Source organism: Streptomyces sp. NPDC005483 (genome assembly GCF_040606035.1).
Classification (GTDB): domain Bacteria; phylum Actinomycetota; class Actinomycetes; order Streptomycetales; family Streptomycetaceae; genus Streptomyces.
In genome coordinates this window covers 22,190-42,354 of sequence record NZ_JBEXEA010000016.1, presented here as the reverse complement: position 1 = coordinate 42,354, position 20,165 = coordinate 22,190, and the positions used below count along the sequence as shown (strand labels likewise).

Below are 20,165 nucleotides of genomic sequence, written 5' to 3'. Positions count from 1 at the left end.
CGATCAGTCACGGTGCGTAGCGCGAGCCCCTGCGCGAGCCTCCTCATCCGCCGCCCCACCTGCACCGACGAGTCCCACCCGCATGCCCTCCAACCGCTGCCCGAACCGCCGCATCTCCCGCTGCCCGACGGTCCCGATGAGCCCCGGCAGATACCCGCGCATCCCCTGCATCCCGCGCAGCCACCCCTGCCCGTACACATGGCTCGACCGCCGCTCGATCCCGGCCACGATCCGCTCGACGGCCGGCCCCAGCGGATACGTCTTGTTGGCCGGCCACGGCAGCCGCTGCCTGAGCTCCCGCATGACGTCGTCCTGGTCGGCCCCGCGCACCATGTCGGTGTCGGTCCACGACAGATAACCGACTCCGACCCGCACGCCCTTGTGGCCGACCTCGGCCCGCAGGCTGTGCGCGAACGCCTCCACACCGGACTTGGACGCGCAGTACGCGGTCATCATCGGCGCCGGGGTGATCGCCGCGAGGGAGGCGATCTGGAGCAGATACCCGCGGCTCTCCATCAACACCGGCAGGAACGCCCGCGCGGTCATGGCCGACCCGATGAGGTTGACCTCGATCACCCGCCGCCATGCCTCCGGGTCGGAGTCCACGAACGGCCCGCCGGTGGCGACCCCGGCGTTGGCGACCACGATGTCGACCTTGCCGAACCGCGCCTTGACCTCCTGCGCGACCTGGGCCATCGCCACATGGTCGGTGACGTCGGCGTACCAGTGGTCGCTGTCGCCGTGCAGCCGCCCGGAGAGCTGCTTGAGCGCGTCCGGTTCGAGGCCGACCAGAGCGACCTTCGCCCCGCGCGCCGACAGCTTGCGGGCGAGCAGTTCACCCACGCCCCGCGCGGCCCCCGTGACGACCGCGACCTGTCCTTCGAGTCCGACCCTGCTCATGCGCCCTCCTTGACCTGGACGTACGTGGTGACGAGTTCCCGGATTCGCGCGCTGACCAGCTCGGGCGCCTCCACCGGCGTCATGTGGCCGACGCCGGGCAGTTCGGTGACCCCGAGGCAGTGGGGCAGCGCGGCGGCCAACCGGCGTGCGTGCACGGGCGGGGTGAGCCGGTCGGCCGTACCGACGACGACGGCCACCGGCGCGGTGAGCCGGCGTACGCCGTGATCCAGATCGAGCAGATCCAGCACCTGCGACCAGGCGTACCGCACCTTGCGCGGGCAGGCGTGCACGATCCGCGCGCACGCCTCCACCATGTGCGGGGCCGAACCGGGGCCCATCGTCCCGTACTTGAGGATCCGCAGAGCGAGCGGCGTGATGGGCCCGAGCGGCGCCCGCGCCCCGAGGACCTGGCGGGTCAGCCAGGTCCGCAGCCGCCCGGCCCTGATCGGTACGAGGGTCGACTCGGCGACCAGCCGCGACGAACCGGTGCTGCACAGCAGGACGGCCGCCGCACGCTTTTCGAACCCCGGGCGCCCGGCCGCGGCCATCACCGTCATCCCGCCCATGGAGTGACCTGCGATCACCGCCTTCTCGCCCGCCCCGAGGGCCGCCTCCAGTACGGCTTCCAGATCGTCAGCGAGCAGATCCGCACTGCAGGCGGGGCTCGCCGGACTGCGTCCGTGGCCGCGCTGGTCGTAGGCGATGACCCGGTGGTCCACGGCGAGTTCGCGGATCTGGGCGGCCCAGAAGGCGGTGGAGCAGGTCCAGCCATGGGCGAGGACGACTGCAGGCGCTCCGTCGGGGCCGTGCACCTCCACGTGCAGGCGCGCGCCGTCCGCGGAGAGGGCGGTGAGTTCACGCACCGGTGCGGGTGGGGCGTAGGGACCGGAGATCACATGCGCCGGGCGGCTCATACGGCGCTCACCTCCGCGTGGGCCGGCACCCGCAGCACCTCGTACTCGGCGAGATCCACCCGTCGGGTCGCCCGCCGGAACTCGGTCGTCGTACCGGGCCAGATCGTGCTGTTGCGGCCGTTCGCGTCCAGGTACCAACTGGTGCAGCCACCGGTGCTCCACACGGTGCGCTTCATGCGCTCCTGCACCCGGTGGTTCCAGTCCCGTACGGCAGAGGGGCGGGCGTCGAGGGCCACGCGGCCTCCCCCAGTGCCTTGAGGGCCTGGGGGGACCCCCAGGACGTCGAGTTGGCGCACGAAGTCGGCCAGGTAGTTCAGCTGGGACTCGATCATGAGGATCATCGAGGAGTTCCCGAGGCCGGTGTTGGGGCCGATGATGCTCATCCAGTTGGGGAAACCGGCCGCGGAGGCACCCCGCAGCGCCTCCATCCCGCCCTTCCACGCCTCGGCGAGCGTCCGCCCGTCCGCGCCGACGACCCGGTCGGCGATCGGCATGTCGGTGACGTGGAAGCCCGTACCGAAGACGATCGCGTCGGCCTCGGCCTCGGTGCCGTCGGCGGCGACGAGTGTCGACCCCTCGACGCGGCTGAGCCCGCTCGCGACCACGTCCACGTTGGGCTGGGCCAGCGCCGGGTAGTACGTGCTGCTCAGCAGGATCCGCTTGCAGCCGATGCGGTAGTCGGGGGTGAGCTTGGCGCGCAGCGCCGGGTCCTTGATGGCGCGCGCCATGTTCCGCTTGGCCAGCTGCTCGACGGCACCCAGCTCGCCCGGCCGTTTGGTGAAGGCCTGGACCTGCAACTCCCTGATGCCCCACGACAGTCCGCGCCGGACCTGGGTGGTGAAGGGCAGCTGCCGGTGCAGCCAGCGCTCGGCGCCGCTGATCGGCCGGTCCATGCGGGGCATCACCCAGGGGGGAGTGCGCTGGAACAGCGTGACGCTCCGGGCGAGCGGCTGGACGGCCGGGACGATCTGGATGGCCGAGGCGCCGGTCCCCACCATGGCGACCCGCTTGCCGCGCAGGTCGTAGTCGTGGTCCCAGCGGGCGGAGTGGAAGACCGTGCCAGGGAAGGAGTCCAGGCCCGGGATGTCGGGGATCCTGGGGTCGGACAGCGGCCCGGTGGCGGAGACGACGAGGTCGGCGGAGAGCGAGCCGCTCGCGGTCTCGATGTCCCACCGCAGCTTCTCGCCGTTCCAGGTCATCCGCTGCACCTCGGAGTTGAGGCGCAGGTGCGGGCGGAGCCGGAAGACGTCCGTCACATGCTCCAGATAGGCGCGGATGTGCTCCTGCCCGGAGAAGGTGCGCGGCCAGTCGGGATGCGGCGCGAAGGAGAACGAGTACAGGTGGGACGGCACGTCACAGGCGCACCCCGGATAGCTGTTGTCCCGCCACGTGCCACCCACGCTGTCGGCCCGCTCCAGCACGACGAAGTCGGTGACACCCTCCCGCCGCAGCCGTACGGCGGCCCCCAGCCCACCGAACCCGGACCCGATCACCGCCACCCGCACATGCTCGTGTTCGGCCATGCCGACGCCTTCCCTGCCCGACTCTGCCAGTGAACACTGGCGCAATGGGAGGGTAGAGCAGCTCCGTACCGATGGGTAGGGGGCGGGAGAAGGAAAGTTACCCCGGGTACGACATAGGGTGCGGGCGTGGCAGAAGACGGAGGACGACGCGAGTACCGCATGGAGGAACTGGCCAGGGAAGCCGGGATCACCGTGCGCACCCTGCGCTTCTACCGCGAACGCAAACTCATCCCGCCCCCTCGCCGCGAGGGCCGCATCGCCTGGTACGACGACCACCACCTGGCCCGTCTGCGCACGATCGCGACCCTCCTGGAACGCGGCCACACCCTCACCGGCATCGCGGAACTCGCCGAGGCCCTGGACCACGGCCGTGACGTCGCCGACGTCCTGGGGGTCACGCCGACGGAGGAGGAACCGGTCCGCCTGACCCCCGAGGAACTCGCCGCCCGCTTCGAGGGCGAGGTGACCCCGGAGAACCTCGCGGCCGCCCTCGACCTCGGCTACCTCGGCACCGACGGCGACGAGATCGTCCACATCAGCCGCCGCCTCCTGGACGTCTCGTCCGAACTGGTCCGCGAGGGCATCCCCCTGGGAGAGGTCCTCGCGGCCGGCAAACGGGTCCGCGAGCACGTGGACGACCTGGCGGAGATGTTCGCCGAACTGGTCCTGCGCCACGCGGGCGAGGACGACCTCCAGCGCCTGCGCCCCCTGGCGCGGAGCGTGGTGGAGGCAGAACTGTCCCTGGCACTGGACCGGCGGCTGCGGAAGCGGGACTAGATCCCATCTTCGAGGCCACCCGGAGCCTGCTCGCGCTCCCGCAAGGCCGACGGGCGGCTTCCACCGGCCGCCCCGCGGTGCGGCGGCAGGCGATCGATGCCGCCGCCGGCCAAGAACCACTCCGCGCAAGACGACAGCAGAAGGCCACGCGACAGACCAACTGACCGCTGATCAGCGGCCTGGGTACGGTCCGCCGACGTGACCCGGGCCGCGAGTCACCTATCGAAGACGACCGTCACGGGAGCATGATCCGACCACCGCTCGTCATGGCTGGCGGCCCGCTCCACAAATCCCTTCACCGCCCGCCGAGCAAGCCCGGGAGTCGCGACGGCAAGGTCGATACGCCATCCGGAATCGTTGTCGAACGCCCGCCCCCGGTACGACCACCACGAGTACGGCCCCTCCATGTCCGGATGCAGCGACCGTACGACGTCGACGTACCCCCCGTCGGCCGTGTCGAGCACCCGGCTCAACCACGCCCGCTCCTCCGGCAGGAACCCGGAGCTCTTCTGGTTGGCGCGCCAGTTCTTGAGGTCGGCCTGCTGGTGGGCGATGTTCCAGTCGCCGCAGACGACGACTTCGCGGCCCTCGGCGGCGGCGCGCTCACGCAGTCCCTTCAGGTACACGAGGAACTCGTCCATGAAGCGGATCTTCTCGTCCTGCCGCTCGGTGCCGACCTCGCCGGAGGGCAGGTACAGGGACGCGACGGTGACACCGGGCAGGTCGGCCTCGACGTACCGCCCGCTGGTGTCGAACTCCGCCGACCCGAACCCGATCCGGACCCGGTCGGGCTCGCGGCGGGTGTAGAGGGAGACACCGGCACGCCCCTTGGCGGCGGCGGGCGCGTGCACGACGTGCCAGCCCTCGGGAGCGCGGACGCTCTCGGGCAGCTGCTGCGGCTCGGCGCGCACCTCCTGCAGGCAGAGCACGTCGGCGGAGGTGGTCGCGAGCCACTCCACGAAGCCCTTCTTCGCGGCGGCACGCAGCCCGTTCACATTGGCGGAGGTCACAGTGAGCACCCGGGAACGATACCGGCACACTGGAGGGCATGATGATCCGCCGTGTCCCCTTCGACCACCCCGACGCCGTGAAGCTCAACGACCAGGTCCAGGCCGAGTACCACGTCCGCTACGGCGACGGCGGCGACGCCACCGAGCTGGCCCCGACGGACTTCGAGCACCCGAACGGCGTGTATCTGATCGCGTACGACGAAAGGGACAGCCCCGTCGCCACGGGCGGCTGGCGTGCCCAGGACGCCAACGGCGAGGGTAACCTGGACGGCGACGCCGAGCTCAAGCGCATGTACGTCATCGAGGAGATGCGCGGCCGCGGTCTCGCCCGCCGCGTCCTCGCCGCTCTGGAGGACCACGCCCGCGCGGCCGGACGCATGCGCATGGTCCTGGAGACCGGCACCAAGCAGCCGGAGGCCATCGCCCTCTACACGTCCAGCGGCTACGAAGCCTGCGTGAAGTTCGGCTACTACCGCTTCCACGAGGAGAGCCGCTGCTACGCGAAGGCGCTGTGAGAACGCCGTACACATGACAGAAGACCCGCTCCTGGATCAGGAGCGGGTCTTCATGATGCGTGGACCTGAGGGGATTCGAACCCCTGGCCCCCTCGATGCGAACGAGGTGCGCTACCGGACTGCGCCACAGGCCCTTGCAACGAGTGAAACTCTAGCATCCCCGTCCGGGTGCTTGGAAATCCGTTCCGGGCTGGTCAGAGCGCGGCGAATCCTGCGCCGTCCGTCACTCGTTGGCGGCGCGCGGCCGCTCACCTTCCTCGTACTGGTCGAAGAGCGGCGTACGGCCACGCTCGCGTGCCCGGCGTGCGGAGGCGGCGCGACGGGCGTCGGTGCGGCCGTCCGCCGAGGACGTGTCCTCCGCGTCGGCGGACAGGTCCTCCGATCCCCCGTCCTCCGCGACGGGTGCCGCCTCTTGAGCGGAGTGCTCGGGGGCCACGGCACTGGACCGGGCCGAACTCCACGCGTCCGGCGCACCGAGGTCCACGTCCGCGGTGGCCCGCGGAGCGACCGGCGCGGTCACGTACGTGGGCAACGGCACCGGGACCGGGTCCCAGCTGTCCCCGTGCCCCGGCCTGCGCTGCCGTTCGCGCTGCTGGTCGACCCACTCGGCGTGGTCGGTCTGCTCGACGAGGGCGCGCCGGTCGGCGGCGAGTGCCGAGAGCCCGGGATCGGTCTCCGCCCCTGGTCCCTCGTCCGGTTCGTCGGCTTCCACGCCCGTGGTCACGGACGCGCGCCGGCGCGGCTGACGGGCTCGCTCCCGCAGGTGCTGGGCGGCGAGCTCGGCCCGGCGCCGGTCCATCTGGTAGGCGAAGCGGCGGCGTTCCTGGGAGCGCAGGTACGCGATGTACGCGCTGAGCATCACCGCGGGTACGCCGGGCGCCCACAGGAAGGCGAGTCCACCGACGGCGGCGACGATCGCGCCGAGCGTGAAGGCGAGGAAGAGCATCACCGTCGTACGCCGTCGGCGTGCGAGTACCTTCGTCCGGCGGGCGCGCGCCGCGGCCGCCTCCGCGGCGGCCGTGCGCCGGGCGGCGGATGCGGGTGTCTGCTTCCGCGTCGGGGCGCCGGCGTGTTCGGGCGCGGGCGCGTTCGTCTTCGCGCGCGCCGGGTCGCCGTGCCCCGTTTCCCGCTCGGCTTCCCGCGCGGGCTCACGCGTCGCCTCCCGGCGCTCCGAAGCCGGCGGCTGAACCGTCGCCTGGGCCTGCGGACGGGTCGGAGGCATGGCGAAGGCCCGGACGTCCACCGAGTCGGTGACGGCATCCGGTTCGTCGGCGCCGTACTCCCCCTCGTCGGTGGAGCGCGCGCGCAGGTCCTTGGCGTACCGACGCTCCATGCCCGCCCGTCCGGAAAGCAACCGGATGGCGGTGCTGAAGCGTTCCGTCGGACGGGCCTCGTTCAGCTCGTCCTGCCTACGGAGCCACATAGGCACCAAGTAGGCGGCCCAGGCCCCGACGATGACTGCGTAGATGAGGCCGCTGCTGCTCACGCCTCACACGGTAGAGGGGTTTGCGTGAGGCCATCTGCCAATTGCGCCGGTGTGTCGCACGATCTGGCTGATATTTCGAGCTTTTTTTGTGACCGATCCGATCAGCAGACCGCCTGAGTCGTGAATTCAATGCCCCGAGACGGTCATGCACCGATCATTTTCGAACACTTATTCAATTCCCGGGTCCTGCTTGCCGTCCCTGTGGGGAGCGTGCCCGCTGCCAGCGCCTGAGCAACCCGTCGGGTACCTCTTCCGCGGTGAGCGCGAACACGAGATGGTCCCTCCAGGCCCCGTCGATGTGGAGATAGCGCGGCCGCAGTCCCTCCTCGCGGAATCCGAGTTTCTCCACGACCCGTCGGCTGGGCACGTTCTCGGGGCGAATGCAGACCTCGATGCGGTGCAGACCGACCGCGCGGAAACAGTGGTCCACGACAAGTGCCACGGCGGTCGGCATCACACCGCGCCCGGCCACCGACTGGTCCACCCAGTAGCCGACGTGTCCCGAACACATCGAGCCCCAGGTGATCCCGGCGACCGTCAACTGGCCGACCAGCTGGCCCCGGTACTCGATGACGAACGGCAGCATCCGCCCCGCGTGCGCCTCGGACCGCAGGTGCCGGACCATCTGACGGTAGGTCGGCCGGTGCGCGATCGGGCCGCTCGGAGTGGGCGGCGGAATGGTCGCCTCCCAGGGGCGCAGCCAGTCCCGGTTGCGCCGGTTCACCTCGCGCCACACCCGCTGGTCACGCATCTTTATCGGCCTCAGGACGACATCGCCGTCCGCCAGTACGACGGGCCAGGACAAGCTGTTCAGCTCGCACCCCCAGTGCCGGCGCCGGATCTCGGGTGGTCGCCGCCGCGGATCTGGTCGACGGCGTGGATCAACAGGGGCTCGAGGACGGCCAGTCCGTCCTTCACCCCGCCACCGGAACCCGGCAGGTTGACGATCAGCGTGTGTCCCGCCACCCCGGCCAGGCCCCGGGAGAGCGCGGCGGTCGGCACCTTGTCCCGGCCGAACGCCCTGATGGCCTCCGCGATGCCCGGCACCTCGTGGTCGATCACTTCCCGGGTCGCCTCGGGGGTGCGGTCGGTGGGTGAGATGCCGGTGCCGCCGGTGGTGACGATGACGTCGTATCCGGCTTCCACGCCTGCGCGCAGGGCGGCCTCCACGGGATCACCGTCGGGGACGACCTGGGGGCCCTCGACGGTGAAGCCGAACCCCTTCAGGCCGTCGGCGATCAGCGGGCCGCCCTTGTCCTCGTAGACACCGGCGGCGGCCCGGTTGGAGGCGGTGACCACCAGAGCGCGGTATGTCATGCCCGGCTCCAGTCGCCCGACTTGCCGCCCGTCTTCTCCTCGACCCGTACGTCCGTGATGACCGCTCCCTTGTCGACCGCCTTGACCATGTCGATCACGGTGAGCGCGGCGACGGAGACCGCGGTGAGGGCCTCCATCTCGACGCCGGTGCGGTCCGTCGTCTTCACGGTGGCCCGGATCTCCACGGCGTCGTCCGCGACCGACAGGTCCAGTTTCACACCGGACACCGACAGCGGATGGCACAGCGGGATGAGGTCCGGGGTGCGTTTGGCGCCCATGATGCCCGCGATCCGCGCGGTGGCCAGGGCGTCACCCTTGGGCACGCCCTCGCCGCGCAGCAGCTCGATCACCCGGGGCGACACGAGGACACGTCCACTCGCGCGCGCGGTGCGTGCCGTGACGTCCTTGCCGGAGACATCGACCATGCGGGCGGCTCCCGCCTCGTCGATGTGCGTCAGTCGGTCCTGCGTACTCATGGTTGTGCGGCGCTCCCGGTCGGACCTGTTGTGCGCGACACGGTACCGCCAACCAGGAGTGGTCAGCCGAGCAGGACCACGTCGACCTCGGTCCCGGGCTCGACGGACTCCACGTCCTCCGGTACGACGATCAGCGCGTCCGCCTGCGCGAGGGCGGCCACCAGATGGGAGCCGGCACCGCCGACCGGGGCGACCGCGCCGTCGGCGTAGGCACCGCGCAGGAACTGCCGGCGGCCCTTGGGCGAGGTCAGCGCCTTGTCAGCGGTCAGGGTGGCCCGGGTCCGCGGCCGGTGGACGTCGTCGAGGCCCATGAGGGTGCGGATCGCGGGGCGGACGAAGAGTTCGAAGGAGACGTACGACGACACCGGGTTGCCCGGCAGGGCAAGCAGCGGGATGTGGTCGGGGCCGATGGTGCCGAAGCCCTGGGGCTTGCCGGGCTGCATGGCGAGCTTGCGGAAGTCGACGCCGCTGCCCGGCTCGTCCTCGTCGCCCACGGAGGACAGCGCCTCCTTGACAACGTCGTACGCCCCGACGCTCACGCCGCCCGTGGTGACCATGAGGTCGGCGCGGACGAGCTGGTCCTCGATGGTGGAGCGCAGGGTCTCGGCGTCGTCGGCGACGGCGCCCACGCGGTAGGCGATGGCGCCGGCGTCCCGGGCGGCCGCGGTGAGGGCGAAGCTGTTGGAGTCGTAGATCTGGCCGGTGCCGAGACTCTCGTCGGGCTGGACGAGTTCGCTGCCGGTGGACATGACGACCACGCGCGGACGCGGGCGTACGCGTACGGTGCCGCGGCCGATGGCGGCGAGGAGGGCGATCTGCGGCGGGCCGAGGACGGTGCCGGCGTCCAGGGCGCGGTCGCCGGCCCGGACGTCGCTGCCCTCGGCGCGCACGTGCGCGCGGGCCTCGGCGGGCCGGTACACGTGTACGTACCCTTCGGCACCCTCGGGGGCGAGGCTGCGGGCACGCATCCCGCTGACCGGGCCCTCGCCGAGGCCTCCGTCGGTCCATTCGACGGGTACGACGGTCTCGGCGCCCGGTGGCAGCGGGGCGCCGGTCATGATGCGGGCGGCCTGCCCGGGACCGACATGGAGCGGCTCGGCCTGGCCCGCCGCGACGTCCCCGACCACGTCCAGGACGGCCGGGAACTCCTCGCTCACGCCCGCCACGTCCGCGACCCGCACCGCGTACCCGTCCATGGAGCTGTTGTCGAACGGGGGAAGGGACACCGGGACCGTGACGTCCTCGACCAGGACGCAGCCCTGGGCGTCGAGCAGTTGCAGCTCGATGGGTTCGAGGGGGCGGACGGTCGCGAGGATGTCCTCCAGGTGTTCGTCCACCGACCAGAGGTGGTCCTGGTCGGCGGGGCGGGGTGCGGCGCTGCTCAAATGCCTACATCTCCTCGGCTACGTAACTGCGAAGCCAGGCCCTGAAGTCGGGGCCCAGGTCTTCACGTTCGCATGCGAGTCTGACAATGGCACGCAGATAGTCGCCGCGGTCGCCGGTGTCATAGCGGCGGCCCTTGAAGACGACGCCGTGCACCGGGCCGCCGACCTTCTCGTCCTGCGCGAGCTGCTGGAGGGCGTCGGTGAGCTGGATCTCGTTGCCCCGGCCCGGCTCGGTCTTGCGGAGTATGTCGAAGATGTGCGGGTCGAGGACGTAGCGGCCGATGACCGCGTAGTTCGACGGGGCGTCGGCCGCCTCCGGCTTCTCGACGAGGCCGCTCACCCTGACGACGTCGCTGTCCTCGGTCTCGTCGACGACGGCGCAGCCGTAGAGGTGGATCTGCTCGGGCGCGACCTCCATCAGCGCGATGACACTGCCGCCGTGCTGCTCCTGCACCTCGATCATCCGCTGGAGCAGCGGGTCGCGGGCGTCGATCAGGTCGTCGCCGAGGAGGACGGCGAAGGGTTCGTGGCCCACGTGGGGGGCCGCGCACAGGACCGCGTGGCCGAGGCCGCGGGGGTCGCCCTGACGCACGTAGTGCATCGTGGCGAGGTCGCTGGACTCCTGCACCTTGGCGAGCCGGCTGGCGTCGCCCTTCTTCTGGAGGGCGGACTCAAGCTCGTAGTTGCGGTCGAAGTGGTCCTCGAGGGGGCGCTTGTTGCGTCCCGTGATCATGAGGACGTCATCGAGGCCCGCCGAGACGGCCTCCTCGACCACGTACTGGATCGCCGGCTTGTCGACCACCGGCAGCATCTCCTTGGGAGTGGCCTTGGTCGCCGGCAGGAAGCGGGTGCCGAGCCCTGCTGCCGGAATGACAGCCTTGCTGATCCGAGGGTGCGACTGAGTCATGTCCGCAACCCTATCCGGTGCCTTTGCCTGGAATCTGAGGCTCCGGTTAATAAGCTCTTATATGAGCGTATTGAAAGGGTACGGGTGCAGACTTTGAGTCATGTCGGACGTCCCAGCGAGCCTGACAAGAGAACGTTGCGAGGAGAGTACCTGGCGGTAAGGAACAGATTGACGGCCGATGACGTGCGGGAAGCGGCTTCCGCGCTGGCCGGCCAGGCCCTCGGGCTGCCCGAACTGGAGCGTGCGCGCACGGTGGCGGCGTACGTCTCCGTGGGGAGCGAGCCCGGCACGCTCACCCTCCTCGACGCGCTGCACGAGCGGGGCGTACGCGTCCTGCTCCCGGCTCTTCTGCCGGACAACGATCTGGACTGGGGCGCCTACACCGGCGAGGGCTCTCTCGCGCGGGTCCAACACGGCGGAAAAATGGCCCTCTTCGAGCCCACCGGCGAGCGTCTGGGCCCGGACGCGGTGACCGGCGCCGACGTCGTGCTGCTGCCCGGCCTCGCCGTGGACGGGCGCGGGATGCGCCTGGGGCGCGGCGGGGGGTCGTACGACCGGGTGCTCGCGCGCCTGGAGCGCGCGGGCGCACGACCGGCGCTGGTGGTGCTCCTGTACGACGCCGAGGTCATCGCGCATGTCCCGGAGGAGGCACACGACCGCCCGGTGCACGCGGTGGTGACGCCGTCGGGCGTGCGCCGGTTCCAGGACCCGGAATGAGGAAGGGCCCCTCACACGCGTGCGTGTGAGGGGCCCTTCCCCGGCCTCACGGCTTCAGCACCAGGCTGTCGGTCGTGCTCTTGTCGACAGCGCCGTCCGAGAAGGACCAGTCCAGCAGCTCGCCCTTGACCCACTTGCCGGTCTGGTCGGTGTAGTGCGCGCTGTAGGCGTGCCCGGAGGCGCCGGTGAGGTTGATCCACTTCGACTTGTCGAGGTCGCCGAGGTTGACCACCATCCGCATCGACGGCACCCAGACGACGCCGTACCCGCCGGCCGCGTTCCAGCCGGTCGCGTTGACCGTCGCCTCGCCGCCGCTGAGCTTCCACGGGCCGCGGTTGAGCATGTACTTCAGGAAGCCGGGGCCTTCGGTGCCCAGGGTCTGGTTCTTCAGGAACAGGCGGTGCAGCCGGCCCCAGCTCCAGGTGTCGATGTCCTTGCCGAGCTTGGCGGTCAGCTCCCAGCGGGCGTCGATCATGGCGCGCTTGAACAGCTCGTCGCGGTTGGTGGCCGCGGGGCGGTCGCCGACGCCCTTGGGGGTCTTCCACCAGTCGCTGTTCTCGTCGTCCATGAGGTTGCGCACGACCTCGAACCAGCGGTCGCCGCCGTCGGGCTGCGCCTGGTCGGCGTCGCGCTGACCGCACTCGCGGACCTTGTCCGCCTCGTCGGCGGGCCCGATGGTGTTGACCGGGTCCACCCACAGGCACTGGCCCTTGACCCGCAGCTCCTTGGGCAGCTTGTTGCCGAAGGCGAGCTTGAGGATGTTGCGCCAGACGGCGTTGAAGTAGGCGGCCGCGGCCGAGTCGGCGTCCTGGGTGTAGTCCCAGCCCTCCAGTAGCTCCTGGGCCTGACGGACGTCCTTGTCATCGAGGTCGATCTTCAGCAGCTTCGGTACGAGCAGTTTGGCGATCTCGCTGCTGTTGTCGACCTGCATCTGGCGCATGTCGTCGGTGGAGATCTTGCCCCCGCCCTTGATCTTCTGCTCGATCAGGTCGGTGATGCGCTGGCTGCGGGTGCCGTAGCCCCAGTCCGTGGTGAGCGTGTAGGGGTACTTGTCCTTGTCGACCACGGCCTGGTTGGCGGTCACGATGTAGCCGCGCTCGGGGTTGTACTCGTAGGGCAGCTCGTCCTGCGCGATGTACTTGCCGGTCCAGGCGTACTTGGAGTCCCAGCCCGGGGCCGGGATGGCGCCGGTGTCGCCCTTCGCGCGGATCGGGATGCGGCCCGGCAGCGTGTAGCCGATGTTCTCGGAGTCGGCGTAGACCAGGTTCTGCGAGGGCACGTCGAACAGGGCCGCCGCCTCGCGGAAGTCGCTCCAGTTCGACGCCCTGTCCATCGCGAACACGGCGTCCATCGAGGTGCCGGGGTCGAGCGCGGTCCAGCGCAGGGCGACGCCGTAGCCGTCACCGCGGTCGGGGGCCGCGTTGTCGACGGTGGCCTTCTTGCCGACCTTCACGAGTTCGTCGTAGCGGTCGGACAGCAGGGGGCCGTTGTTCGTCTCACGGACGACGATCTTCTGGGACGCGCCGCCGGCGACCTTGATGGTCTCCTCGCGCGTGGTGAAGGGCTTGGTCGTGCCGTCGTACAGGTAGCCGTCGCCGGAGAGCTTCTCCAGGTAGAGGTCGGTGACGTCGACCCCGGAGTTCGTCATGCCCCAGGCGATCTTCGCGTTGTGGCCGATGACCACGCCGGGCATGCCCGCGAAGGTGTAGCCGGAGACGTCGTACTGGCACTTGCTGGAGACGGTCCGGCAGTGCAGGCCCATCTGGTACCAGACGGACGGCAGCGAGGCGGACAGGTGCGGGTCGTTGGCGAGCAGGGGCTTGCCGGTGATGGTGTGCGAGCCCGCGACGACCCAGGAGTTGGAGCCGATGCCCTGGCCGTTGACCCCGACGGCCGTGGGGACGTCGTCCAGGACCTTGTAGAGGCCCGAGAGCTGGCTCTGGAGGGCCGAGGCGGTCGAGGAGGAGGTCGAGGCCGACGTGCCCGTCGCTGTGCCGCCGGTGGACGTCCCGGAGCCGCTCGTCGACGTTCCGGAGCCGCTCGTGGACGTTCCGCTGCCGGACAGGCCGTTCTCCTGCGAGCTGCCGTTCTGCTCGAAGGTCCCGGTCAGCTCGCTGTACTGGCCCTCCTGGACGATCGCCTGGTTCCGGCTGTACGGGTAGTCGGGGTACAGGTCGGAGATCTGCTTCGGGCCGAGGCGGCTGGTCATCAGGGCGCGGTCGATCTCGTCCTGCATGTTGCCGCGCAGGTCCCAGGCCATCGCCTTCAGCCACGCCACCGAGTCGACCGGGGTCCACTTCTCGGGGTGGTAGTCGTTCTCGAAACCGAGCGCCGCGTACTCCAGGGAGATCTCCTTGCCGCTCTTGCCCTGGAGGTAGGCGTTGACTCCCTTGGCGTACGCCTGGAGGTACTTCTTGGTGGAGGCCGACAGCTTGGTGTCGTACTCCTTCTTCGCGACCCGGTCCCAGCCCAGCGTGCGCAGGAACTCGTCGTCCTTGACCTGGCCCTTGCCGAACATCTCCGACAGACGCCCGGAGGTCATGTGGCGGCGCACGTCCATCTCGTAGAACCGGTCCTGCGCCTGGACGTAGCCCTGCGCCATGAACAGGTCCGCGTCGGAGGAGGCGTAGATCTGCGGGATGCCGTAACTGTCGCGCTTGACGTCGACCGGGCCCGACAGTCCCTCGAGCTCGATCGAGCCCTTGGTCTGCGGGAAGGACGCGCGGACGGTGCTCACCGACCAGTACCCGCCGAAGGCGACGCCGCCGATGACGGCCAGTACGAGGACGAGAACGATCAGACGGGCTCTGCGCCCCTTCTTCCTGCCGGACTTGCCGGGCTGCTGACCCGATGAGGCGGTGGTGGTGGGGGGCATCGCTGTCCTTGCTGTCCTAACGCGAGCGGCAGGGCGGGCTGTGCTTTCCAATGAGCGCTGGAGCAACCATAGGCGCAGGGCCCAGGCCGACTTGACGCGGAGTAGGGATCAAACAAGCACTAGCGTTCGATCTCGCCTCGCGGAGTGTCAAGAAATCGTCAAGAGTTAGGTAAGGTAACGAAGTACTTGGATGCGCAGCCCCTCCGCTTCGTGTCCTATGTACGTGAGCTCACGCGCGCGTGATGCGGTGAGCCAGGGAAGGGAACGGCCGCTGACTGTCCACCACCTCAACCAGCTCCTGCTCGTCTGCTCGCTCGTCCTGCTCGTCGCCGTGGCAGCGGTCCGGATCTCCTCGCGCAGCGGGCTCCCCAGCCTGCTCGTGTACCTGGGGATCGGCATCGCCATGGGCCAGGACGGCATCGGCGACATCCACTTCGACAACGCCGAACTGACCCAGGTCATCGGGTACGCGGCCCTGGTCGTGATCCTGGCCGAGGGCGGCCTCGGCACGAAGTGGAAGGAGATCAAGCCCGCCCTGCCGGCCGCCACCGCGCTGGCACTGGGCGGCGTCGCGGTGAGCGTCGGGGTCACAGCGACGGCCGCGCACTACCTGATCGGTCTCGAGTGGCGCCAGGCGCTCATCATCGGGGCGGTCGTCTCCTCGACGGACGCGGCGGCGGTCTTCTCGGTGCTGCGCAGAATCCCCTTGCCCGCGCGCGTGACGGGCACGCTGGAGGCCGAGTCCGGCTTCAACGACGCCCCGGTGGTCATCCTGGTCGTCGCCTTCTCCCAGACCGGTCCGGTCGAGCACTGGTACACGCTGATCGCCGAGATAACACTGGAGCTGGCCATCGGCGCCGCCCTCGGCATCGCGGTGGGCTGGCTGGGCTCCTGGGGCCTCAGGCACGTCGCGCTGCCCGCGTCCGGCCTCTATCCGATCGCGGTCATGGCGATCGCCGTCACCGCGTACGCGGCGGGCGCGCTGGCGCACGGCAGCGGGTTCCTCGCCGTCTATCTCGCCGCCATGGCGATGGGCAACGCCAAGCTGCCGCACTGGCCCGCCACCCGCGGCTTCGCCGACGGGCTCGGCTGGATCGCCCAGATCGGCATGTTCGTCCTGCTCGGCCTGCTGGTCACCCCGCACGAGCTGGGCGACGACGTCCTGCCCGGGCTCGTCATAGGGCTGGTGCTCACCATGGTGGCGCGGCCGCTGAGCGTCTTCCTGTGCCTGACGCCGTTCCGGGTGCCCTGGCAGGAGCAGACGCTCATGTCCTGGGCCGGCCTGCGCGGCGCCGTGCCGATCATTTTGGCGACGATCCCCATGGTGAGCGGCATCGAGGGCAGCCGTCGCGTCTTCAACATCGTCTTCGTCCTGGTCGTCGTCTACACCCTCGTGCAGGGCCCGACACTGCCCTGGCTGGCCCGCAAGCTACGCCTGGGCGGCGACTCCGACGCCGCCGACCTCGGCATCGAGTCGGCGCCTCTGGAACGGCTGCGCGGGCACCTGCTGTCGGTGGCGATTCCCGAGGGGTCCCGGATGCACGGCGTCGAGGTCAACGAGCTGCGGCTGCCGGCCGGGGCCGCGGTCACCCTGGTCGTCCGCGATGAAAAATCGTTCGTTCCGCTGCCCACGACCGTGCTGCGACGCGGGGACGAACTGCTCGTCGTCGCCACCGACCCGGTCCGTGACGCGGCCGAACGGCGGCTGCGCGCGGTGGGCCACGGCGGCAAACTGGCCGACTGGCTGGGCACGGACGGCGCCCGCGGCACACGTTAAGGGCGTGTTACGCGCCCCCTGTACGATGGTGGCACCCCTGATCGAACCAACTCTGCCTGACGCAGAGCTGGCGCGACCGTATGGCGGCCGAGACGTCCCTGAGCAGTCGGTATCGGCATCTACCGCAGTCCGCGCAAGAGGACAGCTCTCGGCGCCACCCCTTCCCTCGAAGGGGGCCGCGCTACCAGGCGGCAGAAAGGCACGGGCCGTGGCATCCACGGTCACCTCCTCCCGCCCGGGATACGGGCAGCTGCTGCGCACCCGCGGCGCCTGGACGTTCCTGCTCCCCGGCTTCGCGGCACGCCAGCCGTTCGCGATGCTCACCCTCTCCCTCGTGCTGCTCGTGCAGCACACCACCGGCTCGTACGGCGCGGCGGGCGCCGTCGCGGCCGTCACCGGCGTCTCCATGGCCCTGTTCGCGCCCTACAGCGGCCGTCTCGCGGACCGCCACGGGCAGCGCGCCGTGCTGATCCCCGGCGTCCTGGCGCACACCCTGTCGGGCCTGTCCCTGACGGCTCTCGCCCTCGCACACGCGCCCTTGTGGGCGTTGTTCGTCGCGGCCGTGCCCACCGGTGCCTCGGTGCCGCAGATCGGGCCCATGGTGCGCGCCCGCTGGGGCGTCAAGCTCCAGGACTCCCCGCTGATGACCACGGCGGCGGCCTTCGAGTCCGTCACGGACGAGCTGACCTTCGTCTTCGGCCCCCTGCTGGCCACCGCCCTGTGCACCGCCGTCCACCCCGCCGCCGGCCTGCTGACGGAGGCGTCGCTGACGCTGCTGGGCGGACTGCTGTTCGCCGCGCAGAAGAGCACGCAGCCGGCTGTCACCGCGGTCGAGGGGCACGCACGCGTGGAGCACACCTCGGCGCTGCGCGTCCCCGGCGTGCGCGTCCTGATCGTGACCTTCCTGGGCATCGGTTCCGTCTTCGGCGGCATGCAGGTCTCGCTCGCCGCGTTCAGCGAGTCGATCGGCGAGCCCGGCCTGAACGGCGTCCTGTACGGCGTCTTCGCGGCGGGCAACATGCTCTCCGGCCTGGTCTGCGGTGCCATCGCCTGGAAGGTGGCCCCCCAGCGGCGCCTGGTCGTCGGCTACGGCGCCCTCGCCCTGACGGCCTCCGGCCTGTGGGCCGCGCACTCTGTGCTCGTCCTGGCCGGCCTCGGCCTCCTGGTCGGCATGTGCATCGCGCCCACCCTGATCACCGGCTACACCCTGGTCGAGGACCTGGTCCCGGCCGGCGCCCGCACCGAGGCCTTCACCTGGCTGACCGGAGCCGTGGCACTCGGCCAGGCGGCCGCCGTCACCCTCGCCGGTCAGCTGGAGGACCGTTTCTGGGGCGGCGCCGGGTTCCTGGTGCCGATGGGCGGCACTCTGCTCGCCCTGGCGACCCTCGTGGCGCTGCGTTCCCGCCTCGCGGCACGGCCCCGCGGCCGGACCGTCGCACGTGGCATCGGTCACCGAGTGCCGGTGGCAGTGGACTGATCCCCGGGAATACGTCACTATGGACCCTCGTTAGCACTCATTGAGTGAGAGTGCCAGGAGGAAGACAGTGCCCACCTATCAGTACCAGTGCACCGAGTGCGGCGAGGGCCTCGAGGCGGTGCAGAAGTTCACCGACGACGCTCTGACCGAGTGCCCCAACTGCCAGGGTCGCCTCAAGAAGGTGTTCTCCGCGGTGGGCATCGTCTTCAAGGGCTCCGGCTTCTACCGCAACGACAGCCGCGGCTCCTCGTCGAGCAGCTCGCCGGCGTCGTCGTCCTCGAAGCCGTCGACGTCCACCTCGTCGTCGTCCGAGTCGTCCTCGTCCTCTTCGTCGTCCTCCTCGGACTCGAAGTCGTCGAGCTCGGGCACCACGTCCAGCAGCAGCTCGGCCGCATAGCTCGCACATCCGGGACCCTGCCGTCGCACGACGACAGGGTCTTCGGTGTTTCCCGAGCCCGGCCGTCGCGGGTTTTCGGGGCCGGATACTGTGCTGGTCATGGCGAACGCAGAGATCGGCGTAATCGGCGGCTCGGGCTTCTACTCGTTCCTCGAGGACGTGACCGAGGTCCAGGTGGACACCCCCTACGGTCCGCCCAGCGACTCCCTCTTCCTCGGCGAGGTCGCCGGCCGCCGGGTCGCCTTCCTGCCCCGGCACGGACGCGGCCACCATCTGCCGCCCCACCGGATCAACTACCGGGCCAATCTGTGGGCGCTCAGGTCGGTGGGGGCACGGCAGATCCTCGGACCGTGCGCGGTGGGCGGGCTACGTGGCGAGTACGGGCCGGGCACGCTGCTCGTGCCGGACCAGCTGGTCGACCGTACGAAGTCCCGGGCCGGAACGTACTTCGACGGGCTGCCGCTGCCGGACGGCGGCCTGCCGAACGTGGTGCACGTGTCCCTGGCCGACCCGTACTGCCCCGTCGGGCGGGCGGCCGCGCTGAAGGCGGCCCGCGGCCGGGACTGGGAAGCGGTGGACGGCGGCACGCTGGTCGTGGTCGAGGGGCCGCGCTTCTCGACCCGCGCCGAGTCGTTGTGGCACCAGGCGCAGGGCTGGTCGGTGGTGGGCATGACCGGCCACCCCGAAGCCTCCCTCGCCCGTGAACTGGAGCTCTGCTACACGTCGTTGACCCTGGTCACCGACCTCGACGCGGGCGCCGAGACCGGTGAGGGCGTCTCGCACGACGAGGTGCTGCGGGTGTTCGCGGCGAACGTGGACCGGCTGCGGGGCGTGCTGTTCGACGCGGTGGCCGCGCTGCCTTCGAACGGCGAGCGGGACTGCCTGTGCGTGAACGCGCTGGGCGGGATGGACCCGGGGTTCGAACTGCCGTAGCGGGGGCGGAAGTCCTCGTTCGGGTGAGGGAGTTCTCCACAACCGGCCGGTAGTGCACCGGCCTCGGCGGGATTCGGCGCGAAGCCGCATCGTGGCAGCGCAAGCCGTCGTCTCGTCGCTGGTGGTGGTCCCCATGTCCTTCGCTCCGTCCCCCTCTCCCCTCGTCCCGTGCCCGCCCGGCACCGACGCTCCCCCGACCTGCGAGGTCGCGCACTTCGCCCCGGTGCGGGTGCGCGGCGGCCGGCATCGGCTACGGCGGTTTCTGCGGAGCCGGAGGCGTGCCGTCGCCCTCGGCCTGGCCGTCACCGCGGCGGCGCTGGTGGCGGCGGGCCCGCGGGGCGGGGACGGGATGCGAGGCGACGACGGAGCGCGCAGGCATCATCCGGCGACCGCGCTCGGGCCGGTACGGGAGCACCGTGCCGTGGAGACGGTGTCGGCGCCGGTGCGGATTGCCGACGGGGCGACGGTCCGGCTGCTGCGGCCCGGCGACCGGGTCGACGTCATCGCCGCCGAGGAGTCGGCGCTGGGCGGGGACGCCCGGATGGTCGCGCGCGGAGCACGGGTGACGAAGGTCCCGGAGCCGCTGGACGGGATGTCCGAGGGCGGGGCGCTGGTCGTGCTCTCGGTGCCGCGGTCGACGGCGGCCCGCCTCGCGGGCGCGAGCGCGACGGCACGGCTGGCGGTGACGCTGTGGTGAACCGGGTGGTCCGTCTGTTGCGGTATCTGCTGTCAAGTCCCCTCGTCGAGCTACCCGGTGGGACAGGGTCACCTAGCGTTGA

General features: G+C 70.7%; 19 protein-coding genes and 1 tRNA gene. 8 read left to right on the top strand and 12 right to left on the bottom strand.

Features of this window, described 5'->3' with window-relative positions; all coding sequences use genetic code 11:
• Positions 1–3 precede the first annotated feature (3 nt).
• From ABZT06_RS28475 to ABZT06_RS28465, 3 genes are read right to left on the bottom strand one after another with little or no spacing between them, the layout of a single operon-like run.
• Entirely contained in the window at positions 4–900 is an 897-nt protein-coding gene (locus ABZT06_RS28475) for an SDR family oxidoreductase (protein ID WP_355746814.1), read from the bottom strand.
• Positions 897–1,814, bottom strand: coding sequence for an alpha/beta hydrolase (locus ABZT06_RS28470; protein ID WP_355746811.1), 918 nt, complete (start codon positions 1,812–1,814; stop codon positions 897–899). The genes ABZT06_RS28475 and ABZT06_RS28470 overlap by 4 nt, the downstream gene beginning before the upstream one ends.
• Positions 1,811–3,337 carry an NAD(P)/FAD-dependent oxidoreductase gene (locus ABZT06_RS28465; protein WP_355746809.1) on the bottom strand — a complete coding sequence of 509 codons (1,527 nt, stop codon included), beginning with the start codon at positions 3,335–3,337 and terminating at the stop codon, positions 1,811–1,813. The genes ABZT06_RS28470 and ABZT06_RS28465 overlap by 4 nt, the downstream gene beginning before the upstream one ends.
• A gap of 159 nt (positions 3,338–3,496) precedes the next feature.
• Here ABZT06_RS28465 and ABZT06_RS28460 point away from each other — a divergent pair, with 159 nt between their 5' ends.
• Positions 3,497–4,114, top strand: a complete 618-nt coding sequence (locus tag ABZT06_RS28460; RefSeq protein ID WP_355747317.1) for a MerR family transcriptional regulator — start codon at positions 3,497–3,499, stop codon at positions 4,112–4,114.
• Between the two features lie 215 nt (positions 4,115–4,329).
• Here the strand turns inward: ABZT06_RS28460 and ABZT06_RS28455 are convergent, their stop codons facing one another.
• Positions 4,330–5,133 (bottom strand): exodeoxyribonuclease III, encoded by an 804-nt coding sequence (locus tag ABZT06_RS28455; RefSeq protein ID WP_355746805.1) that lies wholly within the window; start codon positions 5,131–5,133, stop codon positions 4,330–4,332.
• Positions 5,134–5,162: 29 nt separating this feature from the next.
• On the opposite strand from ABZT06_RS28455, the gene ABZT06_RS28450 reads away from it, so the two are divergent.
• Positions 5,163–5,639: a GNAT family N-acetyltransferase gene (locus ABZT06_RS28450; RefSeq protein WP_355746802.1), complete on the top strand. Its 477-nt coding sequence runs from the start codon at positions 5,163–5,165 to the stop codon at positions 5,637–5,639.
• 60 nt (positions 5,640–5,699) lie between these two features.
• On the opposite strand, the gene ABZT06_RS28445 is transcribed toward ABZT06_RS28450, so the two are convergent.
• The 7 genes from ABZT06_RS28445 to galU form a co-directional block, all read right to left on the bottom strand.
• Positions 5,700–5,773, bottom strand: a tRNA-Ala gene (locus ABZT06_RS28445).
• 89 nt (positions 5,774–5,862) lie between these two features.
• A complete protein-coding gene (gene glpR / locus ABZT06_RS28440; protein ID WP_355746798.1) occupies positions 5,863–7,125 on the bottom strand; it encodes a gephyrin-like molybdotransferase receptor GlpR in 1,263 nt (420 codons plus the stop codon).
• A gap of 172 nt (positions 7,126–7,297) precedes the next feature.
• Entirely contained in the window at positions 7,298–7,939 is a 642-nt protein-coding gene (locus ABZT06_RS28435) for a GNAT family protein (protein ID WP_355747314.1), read from the bottom strand.
• Positions 7,936–8,442, bottom strand: a complete 507-nt coding sequence (locus tag ABZT06_RS28430; RefSeq protein ID WP_355746795.1) for a MogA/MoaB family molybdenum cofactor biosynthesis protein — start codon at positions 8,440–8,442, stop codon at positions 7,936–7,938. Before ABZT06_RS28430 ends, ABZT06_RS28435 begins: the two co-directional genes overlap by 4 nt.
• The gene (moaC, locus tag ABZT06_RS28425) at positions 8,439–8,918 is read right to left on the bottom strand and encodes a cyclic pyranopterin monophosphate synthase MoaC (protein ID WP_266518136.1); all 480 of its coding nucleotides are present in this window, start codon (positions 8,916–8,918) and stop codon (positions 8,439–8,441) included. The genes ABZT06_RS28430 and moaC overlap by 4 nt, the downstream gene beginning before the upstream one ends.
• Positions 8,919–8,980: 62 nt before the next feature.
• A complete protein-coding gene (gene glp, locus ABZT06_RS28420) occupies positions 8,981–10,303 on the bottom strand; it encodes a gephyrin-like molybdotransferase Glp (protein WP_355746791.1) in 1,323 nt (440 codons plus the stop codon).
• A 4-nt stretch (positions 10,304–10,307) separates the two neighbouring features.
• Complete coding sequence (galU, locus tag ABZT06_RS28415) at positions 10,308–11,210, bottom strand: UTP--glucose-1-phosphate uridylyltransferase GalU (protein WP_355746788.1); 903 nt, start codon at positions 11,208–11,210, stop codon at positions 10,308–10,310.
• 93 nt (positions 11,211–11,303) lie between these two features.
• Between galU and ABZT06_RS28410 the strand changes: the two genes are divergently transcribed.
• Positions 11,304–11,927: a 5-formyltetrahydrofolate cyclo-ligase gene (locus ABZT06_RS28410; RefSeq protein ID WP_355746785.1), complete on the top strand. Its 624-nt coding sequence runs from the start codon at positions 11,304–11,306 to the stop codon at positions 11,925–11,927.
• Between the two features lie 46 nt (positions 11,928–11,973).
• On the opposite strand, the gene ABZT06_RS28405 is transcribed toward ABZT06_RS28410, so the two are convergent.
• Positions 11,974–14,802, bottom strand: coding sequence for a penicillin acylase family protein (locus ABZT06_RS28405; RefSeq protein ID WP_355746782.1), 2,829 nt, complete (start codon positions 14,800–14,802; stop codon positions 11,974–11,976).
• Between the two features lie 217 nt (positions 14,803–15,019).
• Here ABZT06_RS28405 and ABZT06_RS28400 point away from each other — a divergent pair, with 217 nt between their 5' ends.
• The 5 genes from ABZT06_RS28400 to ABZT06_RS28380 all read left to right on the top strand — a co-directional run bounded on the left by ABZT06_RS28400 (position 15,020) and on the right by ABZT06_RS28380 (position 20,083).
• Positions 15,020–16,579 (top strand): potassium/proton antiporter, encoded by a 1,560-nt coding sequence (locus tag ABZT06_RS28400; protein WP_355746779.1) that lies wholly within the window; start codon positions 15,020–15,022, stop codon positions 16,577–16,579.
• A gap of 208 nt (positions 16,580–16,787) precedes the next feature.
• Positions 16,788–18,056 (top strand): MFS transporter, encoded by a 1,269-nt coding sequence (locus ABZT06_RS28395; RefSeq protein WP_355746776.1) that lies wholly within the window; start codon positions 16,788–16,790, stop codon positions 18,054–18,056.
• Between the two features lie 67 nt (positions 18,057–18,123).
• Positions 18,124–18,453: an FmdB family zinc ribbon protein gene (locus tag ABZT06_RS28390; RefSeq protein WP_355746773.1), complete on the top strand. Its 330-nt coding sequence runs from the start codon at positions 18,124–18,126 to the stop codon at positions 18,451–18,453.
• Positions 18,454–18,552: 99 nt separating this feature from the next.
• Positions 18,553–19,386, top strand: a complete 834-nt coding sequence (locus tag ABZT06_RS28385) for an S-methyl-5'-thioadenosine phosphorylase (RefSeq protein WP_355746770.1) — start codon at positions 18,553–18,555, stop codon at positions 19,384–19,386.
• Positions 19,387–19,519: 133 nt separating this feature from the next.
• Positions 19,520–20,083 carry a hypothetical protein gene (locus tag ABZT06_RS28380; RefSeq protein WP_355747311.1) on the top strand — a complete coding sequence of 188 codons (564 nt, stop codon included), beginning with the start codon at positions 19,520–19,522 and terminating at the stop codon, positions 20,081–20,083.
• Positions 20,084–20,165 lie beyond the last annotated feature (82 nt).

What these genes read in the sequence shown, in the direction of transcription:
- galU (WP_355746788.1), bottom strand. Translation starts at nt 11,210, where the DNA reads ATGACTCAGTCGCACCCTCGGATCAGCAAGGCTGTCATTCCGGCAGCA.
- ABZT06_RS28460 (WP_355747317.1), top strand. Translation starts at nt 3,497, where the DNA reads ATGGAGGAACTGGCCAGGGAAGCCGGGATCACCGTGCGCACCCTGCGC.
- ABZT06_RS28405 (WP_355746782.1), bottom strand. Translation starts at nt 14,802, where the DNA reads ATGCCCCCCACCACCACCGCCTCATCGGGTCAGCAGCCCGGCAAGTCC.
- ABZT06_RS28475 (WP_355746814.1), bottom strand. Translation starts at nt 900, where the DNA reads ATGAGCAGGGTCGGACTCGAAGGACAGGTCGCGGTCGTCACGGGGGCC.
- ABZT06_RS28380 (WP_355747311.1), top strand. Translation starts at nt 19,520, where the DNA reads ATGTCCTTCGCTCCGTCCCCCTCTCCCCTCGTCCCGTGCCCGCCCGGC.
- ABZT06_RS28450 (WP_355746802.1), top strand. Translation starts at nt 5,163, where the DNA reads ATGATGATCCGCCGTGTCCCCTTCGACCACCCCGACGCCGTGAAGCTC.
- ABZT06_RS28430 (WP_355746795.1), bottom strand. Translation starts at nt 8,442, where the DNA reads ATGACATACCGCGCTCTGGTGGTCACCGCCTCCAACCGGGCCGCCGCC.
- ABZT06_RS28385 (WP_355746770.1), top strand. Translation starts at nt 18,553, where the DNA reads ATGGCGAACGCAGAGATCGGCGTAATCGGCGGCTCGGGCTTCTACTCG.
- ABZT06_RS28465 (WP_355746809.1), bottom strand. Translation starts at nt 3,337, where the DNA reads ATGGCCGAACACGAGCATGTGCGGGTGGCGGTGATCGGGTCCGGGTTC.
- ABZT06_RS28400 (WP_355746779.1), top strand. Translation starts at nt 15,020, where the DNA reads ATGTACGTGAGCTCACGCGCGCGTGATGCGGTGAGCCAGGGAAGGGAA.
- ABZT06_RS28470 (WP_355746811.1), bottom strand. Translation starts at nt 1,814, where the DNA reads ATGAGCCGCCCGGCGCATGTGATCTCCGGTCCCTACGCCCCACCCGCA.
- moaC (WP_266518136.1), bottom strand. Translation starts at nt 8,918, where the DNA reads ATGAGTACGCAGGACCGACTGACGCACATCGACGAGGCGGGAGCCGCC.